This window comes from Salinibacillus aidingensis, assembly GCF_039522525.1.
Classification (GTDB): Bacteria; Bacillota; Bacilli; order Bacillales; family Alkalibacillaceae; genus Salinibacillus; species Salinibacillus aidingensis.
On sequence record NZ_BAAADO010000001.1, the window covers coordinates 307,780 to 330,496 of the forward strand.

General features: G+C 40.9%; 21 protein-coding genes. 2 read left to right on the top strand and 19 right to left on the bottom strand.

What is annotated here, in order from left to right; all coding sequences use genetic code 11:
* Window positions 1–31 precede the first annotated feature (31 nt).
* A complete protein-coding gene (locus tag ABD006_RS01665; RefSeq protein WP_343836833.1) occupies window positions 32–259 on the top strand; it encodes a DUF2627 domain-containing protein in 228 nt (75 codons plus the stop codon).
* A 798-nt stretch (window positions 260–1,057) separates the two neighbouring features.
* Here ABD006_RS01665 and ABD006_RS01670 read toward each other — a convergent pair.
* The 6 genes from ABD006_RS01670 to ABD006_RS01695 form a co-directional block, all read right to left on the bottom strand.
* Window positions 1,058–2,410 (bottom strand): aspartate kinase, encoded by a 1,353-nt coding sequence (locus ABD006_RS01670; RefSeq protein ID WP_343836835.1) that lies wholly within the window; start codon window positions 2,408–2,410, stop codon window positions 1,058–1,060.
* Window positions 2,411–2,678: 268 nt separating this feature from the next.
* Complete coding sequence (locus ABD006_RS01675) at window positions 2,679–3,413, bottom strand: CBS domain-containing protein (RefSeq protein WP_343836837.1); 735 nt, start codon at window positions 3,411–3,413, stop codon at window positions 2,679–2,681.
* Window positions 3,414–3,536: 123 nt separating this feature from the next.
* A complete protein-coding gene (locus ABD006_RS01680; RefSeq protein ID WP_343836839.1) occupies window positions 3,537–5,243 on the bottom strand; it encodes a putative sodium/potassium/calcium exchanger in 1,707 nt (568 codons plus the stop codon).
* Between the two features lie 57 nt (window positions 5,244–5,300).
* A complete protein-coding gene (locus ABD006_RS01685; protein ID WP_343836841.1) occupies window positions 5,301–5,810 on the bottom strand; it encodes a DUF6114 domain-containing protein in 510 nt (169 codons plus the stop codon).
* Between the two features lie 30 nt (window positions 5,811–5,840).
* On the bottom strand, window positions 5,841–6,425 hold the full coding sequence (locus ABD006_RS01690) for a DUF6230 family protein (protein ID WP_343836844.1): 585 nt from the start codon (window positions 6,423–6,425) through the stop codon (window positions 5,841–5,843).
* Between the two features lie 178 nt (window positions 6,426–6,603).
* Window positions 6,604–7,218: a DUF6230 family protein gene (locus ABD006_RS01695; RefSeq protein WP_343836845.1), complete on the bottom strand. Its 615-nt coding sequence runs from the start codon at window positions 7,216–7,218 to the stop codon at window positions 6,604–6,606.
* A 507-nt stretch (window positions 7,219–7,725) separates the two neighbouring features.
* Between ABD006_RS01695 and ABD006_RS01700 the strand changes: the two genes are divergently transcribed.
* The gene (locus tag ABD006_RS01700; protein ID WP_343836847.1) at window positions 7,726–9,213 is read left to right on the top strand and encodes a response regulator transcription factor; all 1,488 of its coding nucleotides are present in this window, start codon (window positions 7,726–7,728) and stop codon (window positions 9,211–9,213) included.
* A 94-nt stretch (window positions 9,214–9,307) separates the two neighbouring features.
* Here the strand turns inward: ABD006_RS01700 and ABD006_RS01705 are convergent, their stop codons facing one another.
* From ABD006_RS01705 to spoIVB, 13 genes are all read right to left on the bottom strand, one after another.
* Window positions 9,308–11,152 carry an AMP-dependent synthetase/ligase gene (locus ABD006_RS01705; RefSeq protein ID WP_343836849.1) on the bottom strand — a complete coding sequence of 615 codons (1,845 nt, stop codon included), beginning with the start codon at window positions 11,150–11,152 and terminating at the stop codon, window positions 9,308–9,310.
* Window positions 11,153–11,212: 60 nt separating this feature from the next.
* Window positions 11,213–12,130, bottom strand: coding sequence for a R2-like ligand-binding oxidase (locus ABD006_RS01710; RefSeq protein WP_343836851.1), 918 nt, complete (start codon window positions 12,128–12,130; stop codon window positions 11,213–11,215).
* Window positions 12,131–12,147: 17 nt separating this feature from the next.
* Window positions 12,148–12,501 carry an SCP2 sterol-binding domain-containing protein gene (locus tag ABD006_RS01715; protein WP_343836852.1) on the bottom strand — a complete coding sequence of 118 codons (354 nt, stop codon included), beginning with the start codon at window positions 12,499–12,501 and terminating at the stop codon, window positions 12,148–12,150.
* A 34-nt stretch (window positions 12,502–12,535) separates the two neighbouring features.
* On the bottom strand, window positions 12,536–13,678 hold the full coding sequence (locus tag ABD006_RS01720; RefSeq protein ID WP_343836855.1) for a thiolase family protein: 1,143 nt from the start codon (window positions 13,676–13,678) through the stop codon (window positions 12,536–12,538).
* Between the two features lie 26 nt (window positions 13,679–13,704).
* Complete coding sequence (locus ABD006_RS01725) at window positions 13,705–14,547, bottom strand: SDR family NAD(P)-dependent oxidoreductase (protein ID WP_343836857.1); 843 nt, start codon at window positions 14,545–14,547, stop codon at window positions 13,705–13,707.
* A gap of 84 nt (window positions 14,548–14,631) precedes the next feature.
* A complete protein-coding gene (locus ABD006_RS01730) occupies window positions 14,632–15,420 on the bottom strand; it encodes an enoyl-CoA hydratase/isomerase family protein (protein ID WP_343836859.1) in 789 nt (262 codons plus the stop codon).
* 24 nt (window positions 15,421–15,444) lie between these two features.
* Window positions 15,445–16,647 (bottom strand): acyl-CoA dehydrogenase family protein, encoded by a 1,203-nt coding sequence (locus tag ABD006_RS01735; RefSeq protein WP_343836860.1) that lies wholly within the window; start codon window positions 16,645–16,647, stop codon window positions 15,445–15,447.
* On the bottom strand, window positions 16,644–17,783 hold the full coding sequence (locus tag ABD006_RS01740; RefSeq protein WP_343836861.1) for an acyl-CoA dehydrogenase family protein: 1,140 nt from the start codon (window positions 17,781–17,783) through the stop codon (window positions 16,644–16,646). Before ABD006_RS01740 ends, ABD006_RS01735 begins: the two co-directional genes overlap by 4 nt.
* A gap of 71 nt (window positions 17,784–17,854) precedes the next feature.
* Window positions 17,855–18,193, bottom strand: coding sequence for an SCP2 sterol-binding domain-containing protein (locus ABD006_RS01745; protein WP_343836863.1), 339 nt, complete (start codon window positions 18,191–18,193; stop codon window positions 17,855–17,857).
* A gap of 182 nt (window positions 18,194–18,375) precedes the next feature.
* Window positions 18,376–19,104: an MBL fold metallo-hydrolase gene (locus ABD006_RS01750; RefSeq protein WP_343836865.1), complete on the bottom strand. Its 729-nt coding sequence runs from the start codon at window positions 19,102–19,104 to the stop codon at window positions 18,376–18,378.
* Window positions 19,105–19,470: 366 nt separating this feature from the next.
* Window positions 19,471–19,749: a hypothetical protein gene (locus tag ABD006_RS01755; protein WP_343836867.1), complete on the bottom strand. Its 279-nt coding sequence runs from the start codon at window positions 19,747–19,749 to the stop codon at window positions 19,471–19,473.
* A gap of 213 nt (window positions 19,750–19,962) precedes the next feature.
* Window positions 19,963–20,754 (bottom strand): sporulation transcription factor Spo0A, encoded by a 792-nt coding sequence (gene spo0A / locus ABD006_RS01760; RefSeq protein ID WP_343836870.1) that lies wholly within the window; start codon window positions 20,752–20,754, stop codon window positions 19,963–19,965.
* A 239-nt stretch (window positions 20,755–20,993) separates the two neighbouring features.
* Window positions 20,994–22,274 (bottom strand): SpoIVB peptidase, encoded by a 1,281-nt coding sequence (spoIVB, locus tag ABD006_RS01765; protein WP_425542168.1) that lies wholly within the window; start codon window positions 22,272–22,274, stop codon window positions 20,994–20,996.
* Between the last annotated feature and the right edge of the window lie 443 nt (window positions 22,275–22,717).

A 22,717-nucleotide genomic window follows, 5' to 3' on the forward strand; every position in this document is an offset into this window, starting at 1 on the left:
AGGAGAAGAGATAAAAAAGGGGAGTACAATTATGTCGCGAATTATCGCCTTACTCACACTTTTTATACCTGGGATTTTTGCTGTTATAGGAATAAAGCTCATGAGGGACGCCTTATTTAATATCGTCCATCCTATTTTCTTTCATTTGTTTATACAGTTTTTTGCCGGACTGATTATATTTTTATTAGGCTTGGCCTTCATCGGCGGCTTTATGGTCCACCGGGATCGAAAACGGAACAAAATCCAGCGTAAAAAGTAAAATACAAGGATTTTTGTGTGTATAAATACAATTTCCTAAGTTTTCTATGAGATTGTTCGTTTATTACTATTTAAATATGGGGATTATACACATCACCAATAACAGAACTATATGAAGTGATTGTTGTTTTTTAAACTGTCATTTTTGATAGATCATGCGCCACAGATAAAATCCTTTAAATAATGCTTAATTGTTCTGATCCAAGATGAGTGTATGCATACGTTTCGGAAGAACACTTCGCTTTCCATGGGCCCGGCCTCAGCCTCCTTGGAAGCAAAACCGCTTCCTGCGGGGGTCTTCTCCACGTCCTGTTCCCACGACGAACAGGACGTTCTAGTGTCGGTGTTGGCACAGGACGTGTTTAACCGACCAGGAGTCTACATGTTCTGCCTCCACTAAATGGGTTCTTCTGATTGTAAGTATATTGAAATCTGGTCATACCTATATATTATCCAATGTAGAAACGATTGAATCGCTGTTTTAGCGGTGGGAATATGCGTAGACTCCTGTGGGAGGAAGGCATAGGTGAGACCCCGCAGTGCGATAGCACGAGGAGGCTCACCAGCCGCCCACGGCAAAGAAGACACTATGAAAAACGACCTTAGGGAGTTTGAATAGATATCGCACTTGTGCCCTTGGGTGAAAGCGAAGTATATTCCCGTAGCGACGAGATAGCACTCATCCTTAAGATCTGAATTTATTGCACATCATATATCTTTTATTGAAAACAACAATCCTTTAGAAAACAGCCATCAAAAAAGACAAGACAATTCTATGCCTTGTCTTTTCAAATTTGCTTTACTTTTCAAAGAATACTTGATAAAGAGACTGGACGGATTCTTCAAGTCTTTCCTCTTTAATTCCAAACATAACCGAAACTTCGGAGGAACCCTGGTTGATCATTTCAATATTTACACCAGCATTAGCAAACGCCTGTGTGGATTGACTGGCCACACCGTAAGTACTATTCATTCCTTCACCGACCAGCATAATCATAGCTAAATCCCGCTCAACGGTTACCATATCAACTTCTAATTCTTCCTGTATACGTTTCATAACCTTTTCTTCTTTGGCCTTTGGGAAGTTCTCTTCTCGTATGATAACGGACATGTCATCAATACCGGACGGTGCGTGTTCAAAAGAAATACCTTCATCAACCAGGATTTGCAGCAAATTCTTACCAAAGCCGATCTCCCGGTTCATTAAATATTTACTTACATAGAGACTGAGGAAGCCTCGATCACTCGCTATCCCAACTACTGTGCCAGATGACGGTTCTGTACGTTCAGATACAATCATTGTACCTTCTTTGTCAGGATTATGGGTGTTCTTAATGCACACCGGAATTTTTGCTTTAAAAGCTGGAATTAGAGCCTCATCCTGAAAAACGGAAAATCCGGCATAGGAAAGCTCTCTCATCTCTTTGTAAGTTAATTCTGAGATTTCTTTAGGATTTTCCACAATATTAGGGTTTACACAGTAAACGGAATCCACATCGGTAAAGTTTTCGTATAAATCAGCCTTTACCCCGGCAGCGATAATGGCCCCCGTAATATCGGATCCGCCCCGCGGGAATGTCATTAGTTTCTGGTCCTTCGTAAAACCAAAAAATCCCGGAATAATCATAATTCCCTTATGTTCTCTTAATCTATAAATCTTCTCATAGCTTTCATCTAAAACTTGCGCATTTCCAGGCTCATCACTCACAATAATGCCGGCATCCCGAGGGTTAATATATGTAGCTTCCTCTCCAAGTGATTGTAGATAGGCACTCAAAATCTTTGCTAAAGAATCCTCTCCCATAGCCTTTAAAGAATCCAGCCGGTGATCTTTTATAGACGGATTCATTAATACCTGATCAATCGATTCACTAATATCATCTACTATTGCAGAGGACAGGGACAGGTTATGAATCATCGTCTGAAACCGTTCCACAATTTTTGCTTTTATGGTATCGACAGATTCATTTGCTGCGTGCTTTTCTCCCAGTTCGACTAATAAATCGGTTACTTTAATATCGGAATCATTGCGTTTACCTGGTGCAGATACGATGATAAATTTCCGATCTTTATCATCCAAAATAATTTGAGCCACTTTCTGGATCATGGAAGCATCTGCTACAGAGCTTCCGCCAAACTTTGCTACTTTCATCATTTCACCACTCTACACATTTTTTTAGGTTACTGAATTTATATATTAATATATTCTAACATGTATGCCCGTAAATTTTAATGAATTTTTTTACATTATAAACAGTTATTAAGGATTCTGCCGAAATTTTGCAAATGCCTGCCAAAATCATACTTATTTGGCTTTAATTATAGTTGTTACCTTCATATATCGAATAATGAATGTACATGCGTTTTATTCCGTTGCGGGAAATTATTATAGATTTTTGGATCCATCCCCTTTCGAATCATTAGGAATTCGATAATAACGATATGGTTGAATGCTCAATCTTAACTAAGTCCCAGGCTGAGATAATACCGAGAGGAGAGGAATCCTGATTACCGTCTTCTGAAATTAATATAGCCTCAAGCTTTTGTCGTTTTTCATAATGCATTTGAAAAGCATCCTCAACATCGTAAACAGTTTGCTCCCGGCTTAGACAGGCAACATTTCTTCGTTTCTCAACCTGTAAAATGTCCTTGGCGGTTACCTGATCCAGATTCACACAATCATTTTGAATCGTTCGTGATACCCATTTCGCAATTCCCCCTTCTGTTAACAATCCTTTAAAATGACCTTGCTCATAAATAGGGAATTGAGAGTATCCATACTTTTCAATCGCAGCCAGGATCTTTTTAATTGAAGTTTCCGCTTTAAAAAACTCAACCGGCTTTGATGCTATGTCCATCGCTTTAGGTGGGTTTTGCAGTATATCACTGATCCTTTCAATATCACCTACTACGTCCTCATGCGGCTCTGCTATATAAAAGTCTTTGTCAATCCGTTCATGTACAATGGCATTTCTCAATTTTGCATACTGTTTTAGTTTATAATAATTCGAATACAGCACACCATATTTTTCACGATTTTCCTGTAACAAATCTACAAATCGATCGGTTTTCATATCCTTGGAACGCTCTTTTAATATCGAATGGATCTGGTTAAATGCGATCTCAAATCTTTCCACATGATTTTCTGATTGCATAGGCTCCACCTTTGTCACTTAGATAAATTTCTTTTTCCTCTTATTTTGCTCCGTTAACGAATAACTATCCAAAAAAAGAAACCGTTCCTTACATTAAGAAGGAACGATTTCTCCTGAATATGTTTACCGCCGCCACGGAAAGAGAATATCAATCAGACCGTCTAACAAATCGCCGCTATCCTCTTCCTGTGACTCTTCCTCATTACCGGAATCGTCTGAGGAATTATCTTCATTTGGTTCTTCACTATTGGAATCCTCTTGTGAATTGTCATTTGTACCTTCGTTATTAGATCCATCTTCCTGACCACCATCTGTGTTATCGTTGTTATTTGTATCTTCATTACTGGAATCTTCCTGGTTGTTGTCTGTATCATCTTTTTGACTGGATTCATCATTTCCGTCGTTATTTGATCCGTCTGAAGGCGCGGAATCCTGATTCCCTTTTTCAGACTCGTCTGGTGGATCCGTATTTTCTTCCTTTGAATTGTTATCTGTTTGATCATTTTTCTGTCCGTCTTCTTCTTTAGAATTTTCCTCTTTTTCTTTCTTGGCAAGACCAAGTTTTTTGATTAATTGCTCCAACGATTTTATGGTATCATCCATTTGCCGTGAGAGCTCTTCCTTCGTCTCCTTTAATCCCAGTTCTTCTACTGCTGCCGTTACCTTTTCTAACCGTTCTTCAACTGGTTTGATATCTTCTTCAAGGGTATTCCACTCTTCAGTTAAATTCTCAATATCAGGTTTTTCATCCGTTGTTGAAGCTTCTTCGGATGATGGGTCCTGCCCCTCATTTTTCTGCTCACTATTCTGCTTCTGTTCTTCATCATTCTCAATTTGTTCATCATTTGCTTCACTCATTTTTTGCTGTAATTCCTGGTAAACTTTTGATTGTTCCTTTAATTCATTTTCTTTATTTGGATCTTGTTCTTCCAGTTTTGCCAGTGCTTCTTTATTCTGACTAATGCTTTCTTTTAATTCTTCCAAGTTGGATGAAGCCTTTTCAATATTATTAAATAACTTTGAAGTCGTATTATCAAAGGATGTATATTCACTGTTTAGTGTTTCTAATTTGTTCTTTAAATCTAAATCAAGATCCAATAAATCATCAACAGAATCCAGACCATCGACAGACTGTATAATCTGCTTAATGGACTCAATCTGATTTCCCTGATTAATTTGATCCAAAAGCTTTTCTGCTTCACCCGTCAGATCTTTTATTGTACTAAATTCCTGCAGATTTTCCTGCAGTTTCTCATTTAATTCCTCCAGAGATGACGGAGGTTCCTCTTCAATTCCCTCGAGCATTTTCTTAGCCTCTTCTGTGGTCATAGAAGGGGTTTCGGGAATACTCCCACATTCGTTCCCATAACAAGTCTTAACCGTTGCATTTGGCAGAGTAATATCATCAACGGTCTGGTAAGGTACGGTCATGGAGACATCTTCCAGACAAAGTCCTCCCACTTTACTGGGAACGCATAAACCACCTAAGTGAGGCGGAAGTCCATCAATCGTTTCTGTTTCAAGATTTTTAACATGGACAGGACCTTCCGATTCAATCTTTATTACTATAGGCGTCTCGGCATTGTTAAGCACTTTGGTCATCGTCAGACCATGAATTTCTGCCTCAAAAATTTTAACTTTACCCATAAGTGCGCCTATCAGCTCAAGATATCCATCCACCTTTTCAGATTCAATCACAAAGCCTCCGCTATGATTGTCTTCAGAAGCAGCTGCAGGCTGAGGATTAAAATACGGAAAGGATATAGCAAAAATAATGACCACCATCAGACTAATATGAAACAGTTTTTTCACGTTTCGCCTGTATTTCATGTGAATTCTCCTCGAAATTAATCACTAATCATCTTCTTTTTCATTCTCCTTCCCAATCTAGGCTTGTAAGGACTGGTTGTTTTCAACAGGTCTTTGATGTTTTGGACGTCTTTTCACACGTTTGTTCTCAGAAGGTGTATCAATCGAGACTTCTTCCTGCTGCCACGCTATACATAAAGCACCGCCAACGATGCCAATGATGGTACCAATAATGAAACCGCCTAAAGCTCCCATAATTGAAAGTACGGATAAGAATATCGTCATCACGCCAAAGAGGGTGGAAAGCTTAGGGTAAAAGTAGGCACAACCGCCAACGATAAGGATCAGACCACCAAACAGGAATCCGACAAACACCAGACTGCCAGGAACAAAGGCAATAGCATATAATTGAAGTGGAATATATAAAATCATTAATCCTGCCAGCAATGTTAGTGTAGCCCCCCAAAACGGGCGGTCATTTCGCCATTTTTTAAACTTTCCTCCTCCCTCGAGACTCTCATATTTCTTTTGCAATTTCGCCTGCTTCTTTTCCAGTTTTTTTGCTGCTCTGCTTTCTTTATTTCCCATTCATCATCCTCCTTCCAATATGAGAAGCTATTATTCTATCGTTTCAGGTCCATCAATCATTTCCATTGAAATTTCAGCTCCATCCAGACTTACCATTGACTGGAACAAGTAACTCGTCGCAATCTTTGCATTTTCAATCGTTACTTTAGTTGCATTTTGTGTCCAGTTTTTAGAAATGTCATCAGAATTTTGCTCCTTTATTGCCATCTCCTCAAAGCTCAGGTTTGCATCGATGAATCTCGCATCCTGAATGAGTCCTTTGATTGATGCACTTGGAGCTTCAATATGAACACGTACCCAATTCCCTGTAGGCAGTTTCAAGTCCTTATAAATGTGTAAGTTTGTAATATTTGCTACGGACATTTTATTTCGTACCATTGGCGCAGAGTCCGAATCCCCTGTTTCACCTGTTTTTGGTATAAACTCAAAATCCTCCCCATGTAATTCATCGAACTCAACAAAGAACTCTCCCATTCCACCAAGAGGCATAGCAAAAGCTGTACCTGAAAGTCCAAAGACACCAATAATTCCTCCTAATGAAAGGAAACCTGTCAAAAAGGCAATGAAGAATTTCTTTTTCATCGTGTTTCCGACTCTTACACTTGAATCTTTCATTCCATTCACCTCATTTAAATTTTATAAATACAGTAAATTCTGAAAATTATTATTGTAACCACACCAACTTAAGTCCAGGCAGTCCAGTATGTCCCAGAAAAAATCAGTTGTTTTTCACCCCTCCCATTTCCTTATTAATTTGAGCCTTTACATTCGTTGTATTTCTAAATATGCTGGGTCAGGAAGCTGATGGCTCTTTTGCTTGAGACTCGCTAAGCATTTCGATGGAAAATTCTGCACCATTTAACGTAACCATATTCTGAAATAAATAATCTGTAACCATTTCCCCATTCGTTATCGTTACGGTTTGTTCATTTTGTATCCAGTTGGTTAGTACATCCGTATCCTCAGAGGATTGATTCATTGCCATTCCATCCAATTGCAAATTTGCTTCAATAAAGCGAGCATCCTGAATTAAACCTTCAATCTCGGTTGGCTGGTTGGCATGGATGTTCACTCTAATCCATTCCCCTGTCGGAAGTTTAAAATCCTTATATAAATGCAAACCATAGATTGTAACCGATTGGAAGCTGCTCCTTATTAAAGTATCATCTGATGTATCATCTGTTGAATCATCTGATCTCCCAAAGCGGGGACTCATGGAAAAACCCTTACCTTCGAGCTTATCAAAGGTCACGTAAAAATCCCCAATGCCTCCAATAGGTAAAACAAACATGGTACTTGTAAAACCAAAAGATCCAATGAATGTACCAAGAAGCATAAATCCAATAAGTAGTGAAATCAGGAACTTTTTCTTAATGATGAAACCAATTCTGTTTATCCTCTCATCCATGTAAAGGGAGATCCCCCTTCTCAGCCTGCCAACTTTTCAGAAAATTCCTATAATTGTTGGCTTACTTTATTGTAATCCAGAAGTACTCGTTTGCAAATCCTAGAATTATAGGTTTATTTCCTCTTTGTAAGCACTTTCAAAAATGCAGGACCTTATCTGCCTTATACCCTGCACTTAACTACAGACTAAAGGAAAAATACGATGTTACCAATTCCTATAAATATAGGAAAATGTTTTTTGTTCACCAATCATCCCTACATTTGTACCTCGGGTAAATGTTAACAATCAATATTCAGCTTAATTTTAACAAATTTTCATTTAATTCACAATTTTTGCATATCAATATTACAAAAGAAGGAATTCTTGCTTTCGCGTCGAAATTCATCACATATGGTCTTATATGTTTATTTTAATTAAAGACAAGCAAATGAAGATTTATATTTTATCCGATATTTCTAATCTTCTATTGAAAGGGAAGAAGGTATGATGAAAACCTTTAACAGTAAAATGAATCATGTTTATTCAAAGGGGCTTCAGCTTGTAAAAAAGCATGAAACTGCAATTAAAGATGAATGGGAAGAACTTTTACTGCACCTGAAAAAGGTTGGAAAAAAGTCATACAAGAGTGTAGAAGATACTACCCATTTCCTTTCAACTTATTTATTTCAAGTTAATGATGATGATGTCCTGACCAGACGTTCAACGAATAGAGAGAATACGCAAATCATTGAATCTGTTTCGTCCAATCAGTATATCCTAACATTACTGGAAAACGGAATTCATAAAGCGATTCAATCCGGGCAGGAATATACTTATCAGGATCATCAGGCTGTAAAATATTTATTTTCCAAGATTAGCGAGCGGATACGTACCCAGCCGTACCAGGAACACTTTACCATTGAGCACTTTCTTCAGCAGATTGTCTCTTCTAAGCAGATTCCTATAAAGTGGGCAGCAATGGTAACGTTTAAAAACCAGAAGTATACAGTGGAAAAATCGTTTCATCAAAATAAGGATTGGTTCCATGACCATTTAGACATAAAAGCAGATTCCATCTATGAACTATCAGAATTATTGCTTCAGCAGATGGATGAATCAATGAATCAGAATGTTCTTCCGATTCCCTATGAAAATGGAACTCTATTAATATGCACCCGGGATCAGAAAGCATCCGATATTATCCCGCTTATTACCTATTCATTACAGGTTTTTAAAAAGGGACAGAATTCGTTTCAAGAATCACAGCAAATGGATCAATGGAAGGATTCTGTCATTTTGTTTAATGAGGCCATTATGCGTGCACAAACCTTTGATGAGGCAGTAGAAAACATTACAGCAGGGTTTGTTGAATATTTACCGTTTGAAAGGTGTGCCTTATTCTCGTATTCCTATAATGAGCAAATGGGATTTGGACTTTATGGGCATCACCTGGATAACAAAGCCATCCAGAATATTAATGAGGATATCGAAAACCTTCCAATTATCCAGGATAACCTTCAATTCCTTCAGATGTTCGGACAAAATATGAACTATTTGCAGCCGTTTTATATAAAGGACGCATCCTTAGGTTTTCCAGAGCGGTATGTAAAGCAATTTGAATTAAAAACCGTAGTTGTAGCACCCATCTTCACGTCAACAACGAGTAAGCTGTTAGGAGCAGCAATATTGGATCAGGGACCAGACAAAACCTTTAAGATCAATGAAGACACGTTCTCGGCATTGATAAAATTCGGACAGAGTGCGGGCGAAATGTTAAGTAAATTTTACAATGATCAAATCGAACCGTATAAAGGGGAACGGGTTAACTTCTCCCCTCGAGAGGTGGAAGTATTAAAATTAATGGCAGAAGGTGCTTCGACCAGTGAAGCAGCAACCACACTTAATTTAAGTGAATACACCGTAAGAGATTATGTTTCTGCCATAATGCAGAAAATGAATGCCCGAAACAGAACAGAAGCCGTAGCCAGAGCTCTGCGGGAAGGAATGATCAAATAGTTCCGAGGCCATAAAAGGTCCATTCATTCATCGAATGGACCTTCTTTACTTCGGATAATCCGAATATAACTTGAAAAGAATACAATTATCCTAATTATTTTTCAGCCGTTGCCACCGCTTCATTCCGACTGGCCTCAGCCTCCTGGTAGGCTCGCTCAATGATGTCACTATATTTCTTTTCTATTACTTTAACCCTGGTAGACAGCTTTGGTGTAAGCTCTCCCGTATCAACCGACCATACATCCCCTATGACCACAACCTTCTTTGGCTGTTCAAAATTGGCAAAGGATGATGTTAAACGCCGGACTTCCTTCTCCATCAGCTCCTGTACCTTTGGATGCTTACTAAGCTCTTTTAAGGATTTTGCCTGAATTCCCTGTTCCTCTGCCCAGGGCTCCAAGGTCTCAAAATCCGGATTGATAAGGGTAATAATAAATTTCCGCTGGTCCCCAAGTATAACGGATTGTTCAATATAGGCACTCTCATTGATTGAGCTCTCCATAGGCTGTGGTGCAACGTTTTTACCTGTAGATAATACAAGAATACGTTTTTTACGGTCGATGATTTTTAAATAATCCTCCTCATCCAGTTCACCTATATCACCGGTTCGGAACCAATCTCCATAAAAAGCCTCTTTTGTAGCTTCCGGGTTGTTATAATAACCTTTCATAACACTGGGGCCTCTAACCAATACTTCTCCGTCGTCTGCAATTTTCACTTCTAAGTTAGGCAGGACCTTACCAACCGTACCCGCTTTTGCTCTTAGCATCGGATTCGTTGTTACTACCGGTGTTGTTTCTGTTAATCCGTAGCCCTCCAGAATGGGCAAATCCAGTGCCCAGAAGAATCTGGCAATTTCCGGATTTAACGTTCCGCCACCGGAGACCATACCTCGCAGTCTGCCTCCAAGCTTTTCTTTAACCTTCTGATAAACAAGGCGATCGGCCCGCTTCCATTTTTTCATGAAATCATCCGGCATCGCTTCCTGCATGATAATATCCTGAACTGGAGTTTTCAAATAACGTTCATAGCGTTCCAAACCCACCCCTACAGCCCAATTAAACACCTTTTTCTTAATAGGGGAACCGCTTTCAATTTCATCGATGACCTTTGTATAAACCTTTTCAAACAAACGGGGAACACTTGTTAATACAGTTGGACGTACTTCCTGAAGATTTTCCTGGATGGTATCAATATTTTCTGCATAAGCAACGGTTGTACCGACCGCAAACTGCATATAGTGGCCAGCCATCCGTTCAAAGACGTGGGATAATGGGAGATAGGATAATTGTACATCCTCTGGTAAAAGTTCAATCAGCCAGAATTGAATCGCTTCAATATTCGCCAGAAAATTTCCATGGGTAAGCATAACTCCCTTAGGCTTACCTGTTGTACCGGAAGTATGGATGATTGTAGCCAGGTGATCCCTGTCGATTTGCTTCCATTCATCCTCCCAATACGGGAGCATATGCTGCTGTCCACTGGCCTCAAGATCAGCAAATGACAGCACCCGGTCCTGCAGGATATCTCCACGACTTGGATAAATAATAATGCTGTACTCAATTAAATCACTATGGACAACCTTCTGCAGCTGTTCATCGTCCTCCACTACAGCTACACGAACATCAGCGTTATTCAAAATAAATTCCACTTGTTCCGCCGGCAGAGTTGGATAGATTGGAACACTGATCGCACCTAAACTTGCTACAGCAAAATCTGTAATCCCCCAGGCCGGGTTGCTATTGGACAATATAGCGACTTTATCATTTGCCTTAATCCCAAGCCTGGCTAACCCTGAAGCGGTATCGCGAATCTCCTGCCAAAACTCATGATATGTCATACTGCGGTATTCGCCATCCTCTTTCCACATGATGGCATCTTTTTCCCCATACCGTTCCATGGTTTTCTTCAGCATTTCCACTAAATTATTTGGTTTCATAAGAAAACCTCCTGAATTTCTCCTAACCTAAATCCTCTTCCACAATCTGAATGAATCTCATCAGACTGGCTCTGCCTTGACCAGATGTTCATCCAGCTCTTGTGCATTATTAAAGTTCTTCACGCGATCAACCTGCTTTTTCCGTATGTCAAATTGGCGCTTTGCATACTTTCTCATCGCATCTGAGTCAAAATCCAGCGATGAATTGGTCCAATCCTGAGCCATTTGAACATCATATAACGATGTGAGATATTCGACAACTCCATATGCATCCGGCCACAATTCATCCATAAAATCATGAAACACTTTTAAATTTTCATCATTGCCGGCACATAACCGCTGAATCGTATAAATTCCAAATTGTAAATGGCGTCCCTCATCCTGATTGAGATTATCTATTCCTTGTAAAATCCCGGGCAGTAATCCTGCTTTTTTGAAGATTTCACGGAAGGAGTGGTATCCTGACTCTGCTAAGATGCCTTCAACAACCATATTGTAAACCGTTGCTGCACGAATAACGGCTTGAGGTGAGTCATCAACGTTCAGACGTTCCATAGATTCCGGGAGGGCTTCATAGAAAATTCGTTTGTAGCTGTCACTATGGAAAACGGACAGCTCCATCTCACCTACACCAATATAGCTTTGCCATCTGGAAAACATTTCGGTATGTTTGGCCTCATCAAACATAAATGTGGTTAAAAACATGGTATCCTCCAGTCGACCCTGTCTTGCCATGGCATATACCATAGGGAGGATATCCAGTGTAACGGCTTCCTCACCTGCAGAAAAGGAAGCAACAAGCGGCATAGATGTTATTTTTTCATCCTCTGTCATACTTTCAAAATCGACTTTGTCCTGACTGAAATCGATATCTGCCGGATTCCATTTCCCATTCTTTTTTGCTTTCTCATAAAGTCTGTACATAGGGGAATTCCAATTTAATTCCCCATCAACCGTTTGAAAGGATTCATGTGCCACAAAAAACGCCCCCTCTTTTAAAATTCAAACGAATTAAGTACCGTTTGCAGTTTCAGTGCCAGCCCCATATTTCCTTTAATCTTTAACTTTCCTCCCATAAATGCCGCCGTCGGGTTTAAGTTTCCAGCAACAAGCTCCCGAAAATGATCAGCTTTTAATCTAAGGGTAACTTGAGGATCCTGCTCTGCACCTTCTACTGCTCGCGGACCATTTTCATCAATAATCAGCTGATAGGTCCCCTCGTCTTCATCCTTAATATTAAATTGGTACACACCTTCTTTTCCTTTCGTTACCTCTGGATCTGTTTTGACTGCGGCATCGATAATCTGAAAAACCTCCTGCATGCTTGGTTTCACATAATTTTTAGGCATTCTGAATTCCTCCCTGAAATTTATTTAAAATAAATTATAAACGCTCAATGATGGTGGCCGTTGCCATACCAAACCCAATGCACATCACCTGAAGACCATATTTTCCACCTGAATCTTCAAGTGAGTGGAGTAACGTTGTAGCAATTCGGGCTCCACTTGCTCCCAAAGGATGACCGAGTGCAATTGCACCACCGCGCGGATTGACTTTGCTCATATCCGGTTTAAGTTCCCTTTCCCAAGCTTTCACAACAGAAGCAAAAGCCTCATTAATCTCAATAACATCCATCTGATCAATGGTTAAGGCGGCTTTCTTAAGTACTTTCTTCGTTGCAGGTATAACGCCGGTCAGCATTATAACAGGATCAACCCCAACGACAGCACGTGCAAGAACCCTGGCTCGCGGCTTCACGCCTAATTCCTCTGCTTTTTCCCGTGACATCAGTAAAACGCCTGAAGCTCCGTCACTTATCTGGCTGGAATTCCCCGCTGTTACAACGCCGTTATCCGGCTGGAAGGACGGTGTTAATTCCGCCAGCTTTTCCATCGACGTATCGGTCCGAATCCCCTCATCCCTGGCGAATGTTTCCGTTCCATTATCTGTTTTCACTTCTAATGAAAGTATTTCCCGTTCAAATTTTCCTTCCTCTGTTGCTTTAGCAGCTTTTTCATGACTGCGAAGCGAAAATTCATCCAGTTCTTCTCTCGGAATCTGCCATTGCTGGGCAATCATTTCAGCAGAAAAACCTTGAGGGACCACATTATACTGATTAATCAGATCATCGCTGAATGCTCCCATATCACTGCCCATGGGAACCCGTGACATATTTTCCACTCCACAGGCTATGGTTATATCCGTATCACCAGCCAATATGGATTGCGCGGCATTATGAATCGCCTGCTGACTGGATCCACACATTCGGTTCAGCGAAAAAGCTGGTACATCTACCGGAAAACCAGCAGCAAGCACCGCCATCCGGCCAATATTCCCTCCCTGTTCATCCGTCATCGTTACACAGCCTGTAACCACATCTTCAACATCTCCTGCATTCACACCATTGCGATTGACCAATTCTTTTAATACCGGAGTCAGCAAATCAACCGGATGGGTTTGGGATAATGATCCATTTTTTCTGCCCGCTGCTGTCCGGACAGCATCAATAATTACTGCTTCACGCATTGCAGAAACCTCCTTTCTGAAAAGTATTAAAAGGTAAACAGCTCAATACCTCCTGACACATTCAGACCTACTCCTGTAATATAGTTGGCTTTATCAGAAGCCAAAAACGTTATGGCATTCGCTATGTCTTCCGGTTCGCCTGGACGTTTAAAGGCCGTACGGGTAATCATCCGTTCATTCATTTTTGGATTCGCCATATGGAAAGCCTCTGTACCAATAATTCCCGGAACGATCGCATTTACGTTAATACCAAACCTTGCTCCCTCCAGAGCCATTGATTTTGTAAAGCTGAGAAGACCTCCTTTTGTGGCGGAATAGCTGGCCTGACCAAAGCCTCCTAAAGTACCGGCAACAGAGGACATGTTAATGACTTTGCCACCGCCCTGTTCTTTCATATATGGCCAAACCGTCTTCGTACAATTATATGCCCCGGTTAAGTTCACCCTTAAATCCCGCTCCCAGAAATCGTCATTCTGATCCTCAATCTGGGAAACATGGTCCAAAGTACCCGCATTATTAACTAAAATGTCAATACGGCCAAATTCTTCTTTAATCTTTTCAAATACTTCCTTTACCTGTTCTTTATCTGTAACGTCCATTTTGATGGCAAAAGATCTTCTACCCATCTCCTGAATTTCCTTTGCCGTTTTATCTGCATACATGACCTTAGTACTCTGCATTACCTGTGCAATTGGACCATATTTCTCAGCCTCCTGCTCGTTCTCTTCATCGGTTTCAATCAGGATATCTGTGATGACGACATCAGCTCCTGCTTCTGCGAGAGCAAGGGCATCTGCCCGCCCTAATCCGCGTGAAGCTCCTGTCACGACTGCTACTTTCCCTTTTAACAATTCATTCCATGATGACATGATTCCTCCACCTCTTCTTTCTCTATTTAATGTGATTTTTTGAGCCTAAGCGGTCGTCTGCGCTTCTGTGTCCATCTGCGGCTCCTAAACAAATTGTGGTTTTTCTTTTTGAAAAAATGCTGCAAGACCTATCCCTGGTTCTTCCGTTAAAAAGGTATCGGCGAAAGCTTTTGCTTCGACCTCCAAGCCTTTTTCAACCGGTCCATCTGCAGCGTTCATGGCCCGCTTAGCAAGCCCCATTGCATGGATAGCACCTTCTGCAAGTGTTTCTGCAAAGGCTTGTGTTTGATCTTCCAGCTTTTCCGGATCCACCGCACGAGTAACAAGGCCAACCTTCTCGGCTTCCTTTGCTTCTAATTGTTTCGCAGTAAAAATTAACTCGGTCGCCTTGGCCCGGCCCAGGAGCTGAACCATTCGCTGAGTTCCCCCGGCTCCAGGAATAATTCCCAAAGAAACCTCTGTTAAACCAATTCTCCCTTTCCCCATCATTCGAAAATCACAGGCCATGGCCAGTTCACAGCCACCTCCCAATGCATGACCATTAATGGCTGCAATCACGGGTTTTGGCATGGAAGCAAAACGATGAAAGCAAGCCTGCATACGTGCACTTTGCTTTTTTATCGCATTTTCCTCTTCAGCAAAATCACCACTATTTTGAATCATTCCTTTTAGATCTGCTCCAGCCAAAAAGATTTTTTCATGGCGGGAGGTAAGGACGACCACTCGAACCGACTCATCGTTTGTTAACTCTTCCACCGCTGCATCAAGATCCTGCATTAACTCCTCACCTATTGCATTTACTGGGGGATTGTCTATGGTTACCCATGTCACCCCTTTATCCCGTTTTTCGATTTCAATGGTTTGATAGGACACATAATTCCTCCTTAACTACTTTAATTAAACTCGAATTTCATATGGTGCATATTGTCTGCGGGCGACAACTAAATGCTGAATCTGGTTTGTTCCTTCAAAAATGTCGAAAATCTTTACATCCCGGTAAAGTTTTTCAACCAGATGATGATTTAATCCTGTTGGGCCTAAGATCTCCAGACACTTAGAGCATACGTCCAATGAAATTTGTCCCGAATAAGCTTTGCACATCGCTGCTTCCTTCGCATTCGGTAATCCCTGATCCGCTTTCCAGGCAGCTTCCCATGTCAGAAGCCGGGCTGCCGCAATATCCTGCTCTGCTTCCGCCAATGTGTCAGAGGCTATACGGAACATCTCTCCGCTTTTTGGATATTCCCGCCTTACAAAATCAAGAGTATATTCATAGGCTGCACGCGCAATCCCAATTGCCATGGAAGCAACAATAGGCCGTGTGCTGTCAAACGTTTTCATCGCCACCTGGAATCCGGACGGTTTGCTGCCACTGGCTTCATAGAGCTCTTCGCCTCCAAGAAGATTTTCATCTGGGACAAAGCAATCTTCAAAGAGAAGCTCAGCCGTTTCATTAGCGCGCAGACCCATTTTTTTCACAAGTTTTGTACAGCTATAGCCCGGTGTGCCTTTTTCAACGACAAATGCACGCTGACCAGCACGACCTAGTGAAGGATCTACTGTAGCAAACACCACTACCCAGGAAGCGCGGCCGCCGTTTGTAATAAATATTTTTTGTCCGTTAAGAATATATCCACCCTCAACCTTTTTCGCCGTTGTTTTTACCCCTGATGCATCCGAACCTGCCTCAGGCTCTGTTAATGCATAGGCCCCCCAGCGTGGTTTATCCTTTGTAAAAATCGATAAGAAGCGTTCCTGCTGTTCCGGAGTCCCGCTGCTTTGTACTGGAGGCCCGCCAAGCCCTGCTCCTGGTAAAGATAACGTGATGGCAGGATCTCCCCAGGCCATCTCCTCGGTAGCAAGAACCCCCATACGATTGCCTTCCCGTTCCTTCTTTTCCTTTCTCTCGGACTTTCCTCCACCACCAAATGAAGAGGTATTCAGGTGTATGCCCATTTTGTTTACATTATCCAGCCACTCATCCGGAACCTTGCCTAATTTATCCGCCTCCATGGCAATTGGACGAATTTCATTTTTTGCAAACCAGTGAGTCATCTCTTTAATTTGTTTTTGCTGTTCTGATAGTTCAAATGAAATCACGACATGGCTGCCTCCTTTACTCCCTTTATTAATTGTTCGCCCCGCTTGGTAAGCATTTGTTTTTCCCGACCGTAAAGGGCCACTTGTGCCTGGGCATCACGCATCCATTTTTCCACCGGATATTCCTGAACATATCCATGTCCTCCCAGCAGTTGAACAGCCGAATCGGTCACAAAACGAAGGGATCTGTGAGCCCGATATAGCGCACGTAAACTGTAGCCGTCAGCACTCTCGTCCTCTTCATCTGCTTTTAATGCGGCTTCCCACACGAGATGATTGGCAGCTCTAGTCTCCATCGCCATTTCAGCTACTCGGAATGAGACCCCCTGGAACTTGGCAATTTCCTTTCCGAATGCTTTTCTGCCCGCTGTATATTCTGTTGCATAATCGAGAGCCGCCTCCATGAGCCCCACTTCTTTAGCTGCCTGTAAAATCCGAATTCTTGTTCGTCCCGCTTTTATTAGCTTTTCTGCTTCTTCTCCTTTTGCCAGTACATGGCTTTGAGAAACACGAACATTCTGAAAGGTCATTTTAGCAAGCCCGGAGGCAAGCAGACCTAACCGATAGTCCCCTTCCTCTGCCGTCCATGGGTATTCCTGTTTATCCAACCATAAAAGAACAGATTCTCCTCCTGAATCTCTGGCACCTATCAGTACATAATCAGCAAATTTTGCTGATCGCACCGGCTCGGTCGTTCCATTAAGAAGATACTCTGTTCCTTCATTGCTTACATTTAAATTTGAGAATAATTGATGTTCAAGATCTAAAAATGAAACGGCAGCACCATCCTCGACAATTGTCTTTTTAAAGGATTGAAGAACGGGGTGATCCGGTATTAAACGGATAAATGAAGCTGCATCTCCTGCGTCCGACAGACCTTGAACAGTATCCAGATCTCCATATGCCAGTGCCTGCCAAATTTGCACCTGAGAAATCAATGGTAACTCTAAATCTTCCCAATTTTCAGTAAATTCAAGCGATAAAAGTCCCAGTTCCCGTATTTCCTGAATTAATTTCTGATTCACCTTACCGTTATGCTCAATCTCTCTGGCAACTGGACGGATTTTTTCCTTAGCAAGTCCTCGAGCCACATCCACGAATGATTCTTCATCTTCATTAGGACGAAATGAAATCACGTCTGTTCCTCCTTTAAGTTTCAGAGCCTTTTTTACCAGTGAGGAAGAACAGCCTCACTGGCATAGATTTATTATTTAGATGCTGCTTTATAGGACGATAGAATATCCTGAAGTTTCAAGGCTAGCCCCATATTTCCTTTAATTTTCAGCCTTCCACTCATAAAGGCCTGTGTGCCATTTAAATTTCCTTCAGACAGCGCTTTAAAATCATCCGTATTCATTTTCAGAGTACAATCAGCCTCTTCACCCGTTCCCTGTTTTGCATAGCTGTCATCCCCACGTAAAACGAGTTGATAAGGTTCCTCACCCTCGAGGTCAAATTGATAAACGGCATTGACTCCTTCTACATAGCTTGGGTCCTCTTTTAAAGCCGTGTTAATTTCCTCAAATATTCCTTTTACTTCTGACATTTAGTCATTCCTCCCTAAAATTCTTATCTGAACCTATATTCATAATAACGCTTTCATAACCGTTAAAATATTCCGAAAATAATAGGTTGTTTTAACTCTTAAAAACAAAATAACCCGAATAATGTATGTCAGAATAATTGTGCGTACCCTCATCAGACCTGAACCACCAGGTCTAATCTTCATTAATCAGAGTAACAGGACCTGATAAAATTAAGTCTTGAAAATAAACCGAATGTCATAAGCTCCAGTCGTACTTTACGAGGGAAGATCCTTTTTACTATTTCACGGTCTTTATAACCTAACTGATGCAAACGGACGACTTCCTTCCTGGTGCTTTCCAGATAATTCAATTTTTCTGCAATCATTTCCCGGCCATTAGGAATCAAACCTTCATGTCCTCCATATAAAGAAGTAAAATCAAGCTTCTTTAGTTCCTTTAATGAACATATATAAGAGGAAACCGATTCATTCTTTAAAAACACTTTCGGATAAGGAGTAATGTACATATCACCCGAAAAGAGCCAACCACGGTCAGGCTCAAGCATACAGACATGATCATGTGTATGAGCAGGTGTGGATATCGGAATGAATTTGTGATTGGGGGTTTGAATCTCCCCAGTATAGATCTCTGTATCCACGGACAGATTCGTTCTTTCGTGGGCAAATATTCTCGGAGACAGTTGTTCATCCAGCCAGGATACCATACCCGCGTGATCATCATGATGATGGGTGAGAGCGACTGTCTGAATATCCAATGACCGATATAAACGGGATAGTTTACGCTTTTGAATTTTCGGTCCTGTGTCAATTAATAAACCATCCACAAAATAACAGTAGACGGACATTTTCCGAAAGAAAGGATGTACAGGAATTTTAATGCTGCATAAGTCCTTGTCTTTAACAACCTTCATAAATTACCACCCCATATAAACGTCTTTAGGAATATTAAATAATCTTTATCCAATAAATGCTATCCCTATTTGTATAGGTTGATTCCCCCCTTATCACGACGAACATTGTACACTTAATGTGAATTCTTATAAAATAAAAGATGAGGTTCGCAATATGGAGATTTTTAACATGGGGATTAAATCCAAGGTGTACAAGTTGATAAGAATCTGGAACTTTGTAGACTCAGTCAGAAAAGGTAAGGCCGGCAAAGGACTGGAGAGACGCACGAGCAGAAAACTTGCAGGAAAGGTTATACGAAAAGTCTTTAAGTAAGTGTGATCCGTTTATAAATTTTTCGCAGACATTTTGTTCTTACACTTCCCTGGTTAAACAAACCATTGAAGAAATGAAGCCAGAGAAGTGCCCCCTATTGCTGCTAAAAATAGAACAGCTGCTCCACAGCCCTGCCTCTCCCTCTTATCCTCAGCATATTCCTTTGCACAATGCTTGCAAAGCGTAAGTCCCATCGCTTTTGCATCTTCTTCTTTTACCCTTTTTGCCTGTTTCTTTCCTTTAAGAATACTTGATGTGGTTGGGCAATCATCATCAAAATAGTGATAATACTTTCCTGACTTTGTTATAAAAACTTCATCTCCATGATGCATTATCCATTCATCCCTTCCATTTTTTTCTTCATTTTATCATAAAACGTTAGGTCTTTTGCCACTTTATATCTTTTGTGGTGTATCCATTTTTATCAATCAACGATGCTCTCCTGATTTTTTATTCATATTCACTAATCGGCAAAATTCCGTGAAACATAAAAAAACCATCATGGAAGATGGTTTTTTATATGAAGAGTTATTGTGTTTTATTAATCAGGAAACTTTATGCTCTAAGCGCAGGCGATCGGCTACCATTGCAATAAATTCGCTGTTGGTAGGCTTTGCTTTGGACATGTTCACCGTGTAACCGAACAGTTTCGAAATGGAATCAACATTTCCACGGTTCCATGCAACTTCGATCGCATGACGAATAGCCCTTTCCACACGGGAAGCTGTTGTATTAAACTGCTTGGCTATATCAGGATAAAGAACTTTTGTAATGGAGCCTAATAATTCGATATCATGGTAGACCATTGAAATAGCTGTACGTAAATACATATAGCCTTTAATATGTGCAGGTACGCCAATTTCATGAATAATATTCGTAATGCTGGAATCCAGATCTACCCTGTTATTAACAGTTTGTGTCGTCTGTGACATAGCCTGGTGAGTATTTTTAACAACAGCAGGTCGGCCAGCCACTTGTAAAACCTGCTCCTTCAAATGTTCCAGATCGAAAGGTTTCAGAATAAAATAAGATGCTCCCAAATCTACGGCTTTCTTTGTTACCTCTTCCTGTCCAAAAGCGGTAAGCATAATCACTTTTGGCAACTTTTCGTTGTTAAGCTCCCGCATTTTAGTCAGAACAGCTAAACCATCAACATGGGGCATAATAATATCTAATATAAGTACATCCGGCTCCTTATCCTCAATCACTTCCAGGCATTCTTTACCGTTAAAAGCTGTTCCTATCACATCAATTTCAGTCTGGTCGCTGAAATAATCCTCTAATAATTGAACAAGCTCTCTGTTGTCATCTGCTAAACAAACATTAACCTTCTCCACAATTCTTCCTCCTCTATAAAAATTACTTCAATTGTCCCTTCCACCTATAACTTATTCGACACAACCTTTAAAATCCCTTTTTATTTGCGAAAAAGTTTTAAAAAGTTGTATTTATATTGATTATTCTTTAATTTTCTTTACCATACCTTTAATTTCTACAAATTTCGATTATTCGTGTCGAATAATCTTTATTTACTAACATATTATTCCATATAACATCCTTAAAAAAAGCGAGCTTTTTAGCTCGCTTTTTGTTCGCCATCATTTTTATAAATGTCTACGCCTGCTTCCTGGAGCATCCATTCAATATGAACTCCATAACCACTTGTCGAATCGTTAACGAAAACATGGGTAATCGCCCCTACCATTTTTCCGTCCTGAATAATCGGACTTCCACTCATTCCCTGAACGATTCCTCCTGTTTCCTCCAAAAGCCTGTCATCCGTAATTTTTATAATCATTCCTTTTGTGGATGGATGCTTCTGGGGAGTGGAGCTGACGATTTCAACATCAAATTTTTCAACTTTTTGGCCTTCCAATACCGTTAATATTTGTGCCTGTCCTTCTTTTACCTGATTCGATAAGGCAATTGGCATTGGTTGATCCATGACATGATTCTGTACATTTTCATGAAGCTTTCCAAATATACCAAACGGGCTATTACGAGTAATATTTCCAATACTCTCGTCTTCTACAGAAAACTCTGCATTTTTCTCTCCCGGCATTCCATTTTTACCTTTATCAATGGAAGTTACATTCGACTTTACAAGCTTTCCGTCATGAATCTCAATGGGTTTTCTTGTATCCATATCAGAAATGACATGACCTAATGCCCCGTAACGTTTTGTTTCAGGATGGTAAAAGGTCATTGTACCGATACCAGCTGCGGAATCCCTGATATATAATCCCAGGCGATATTTATCATCCTGTTGATCATATTGAGGACTCAGTGTCGTAGTAAATGTCTTTTCATTTCGTTTCACCTTAACTTTTAGCTCATTTCCTTCTTCGTCTTCCAAAATCGAAGCAACTTGTTCGACTTTTTTTAGTTCCTTCCCGTTAATTTCCAATAAAATATCTCCAACTTTAATCCCTGACTTTTCTCCTGGTGATACTTTTCCCTGTTCAGTCTGAATTAAGTGATGTCCAACCACGAGTACGCCTAACGTGTGTAAACGAACACCAATGGATTGCCCGCCTGGTACCACTCTTAAATCCTCGAGTACCTCGACATTGACTTTTTTCATTGGCAATCCTGCATATTCATAAATCAAACTGCTCTTACCTGGTTTCTCAGCAACCAATTGATTTGAAAATGCCTGGGTGACGTTGTTCTCTGATTTAAGAGAGGGTGTACTTCCTGCAAGGGCTGGTAAAGCATAACCTTCCTGATTTTCAAATAATGTTATTTCATTAGGGATGGAAATATATTGTTTCACAGGAGATATAAATGGAATAGACAGGAACGAAACAAGGAGGATCAAGCCTATCATGATGCGCATGATTTCTCTCTTTTTCAACTTTGTCACACTCCTCGCTTCTAACCCATACCAAAATGTCTGTATCTATAATTTGACCGTAACAGACTCGTTTTAAACAGTGTAATCTACAGAAATAAAAGAGAACATTTCCAATGGAGGAAGAAAAGCGAAGGCGACCGCTTAGGTCTGGCGGGATAAGACGAAGACATGGAGTGGCTTGCTTTTTTGCCACGGAATGGGTTTGGCTTATGTCCACACAGACCTGGGAGCCGCAGCTGGACATAGAAAAGCGGAGGCGACCGTTTAGGCCCGACGGCATAAGCAGAATATCCGGAGTGGCCGTATTTTGGCCATGGAGGGTATTCTGCTTATGACCGCTTGGGCCTGGGAGCCGCAGCTGGACATAGAAAAGCGGAGGCGACCGTTTAGGCCCGACGGCATAAGCAGAATATCCGGAGTGGCCGTATTTTGGCCATGGAGGG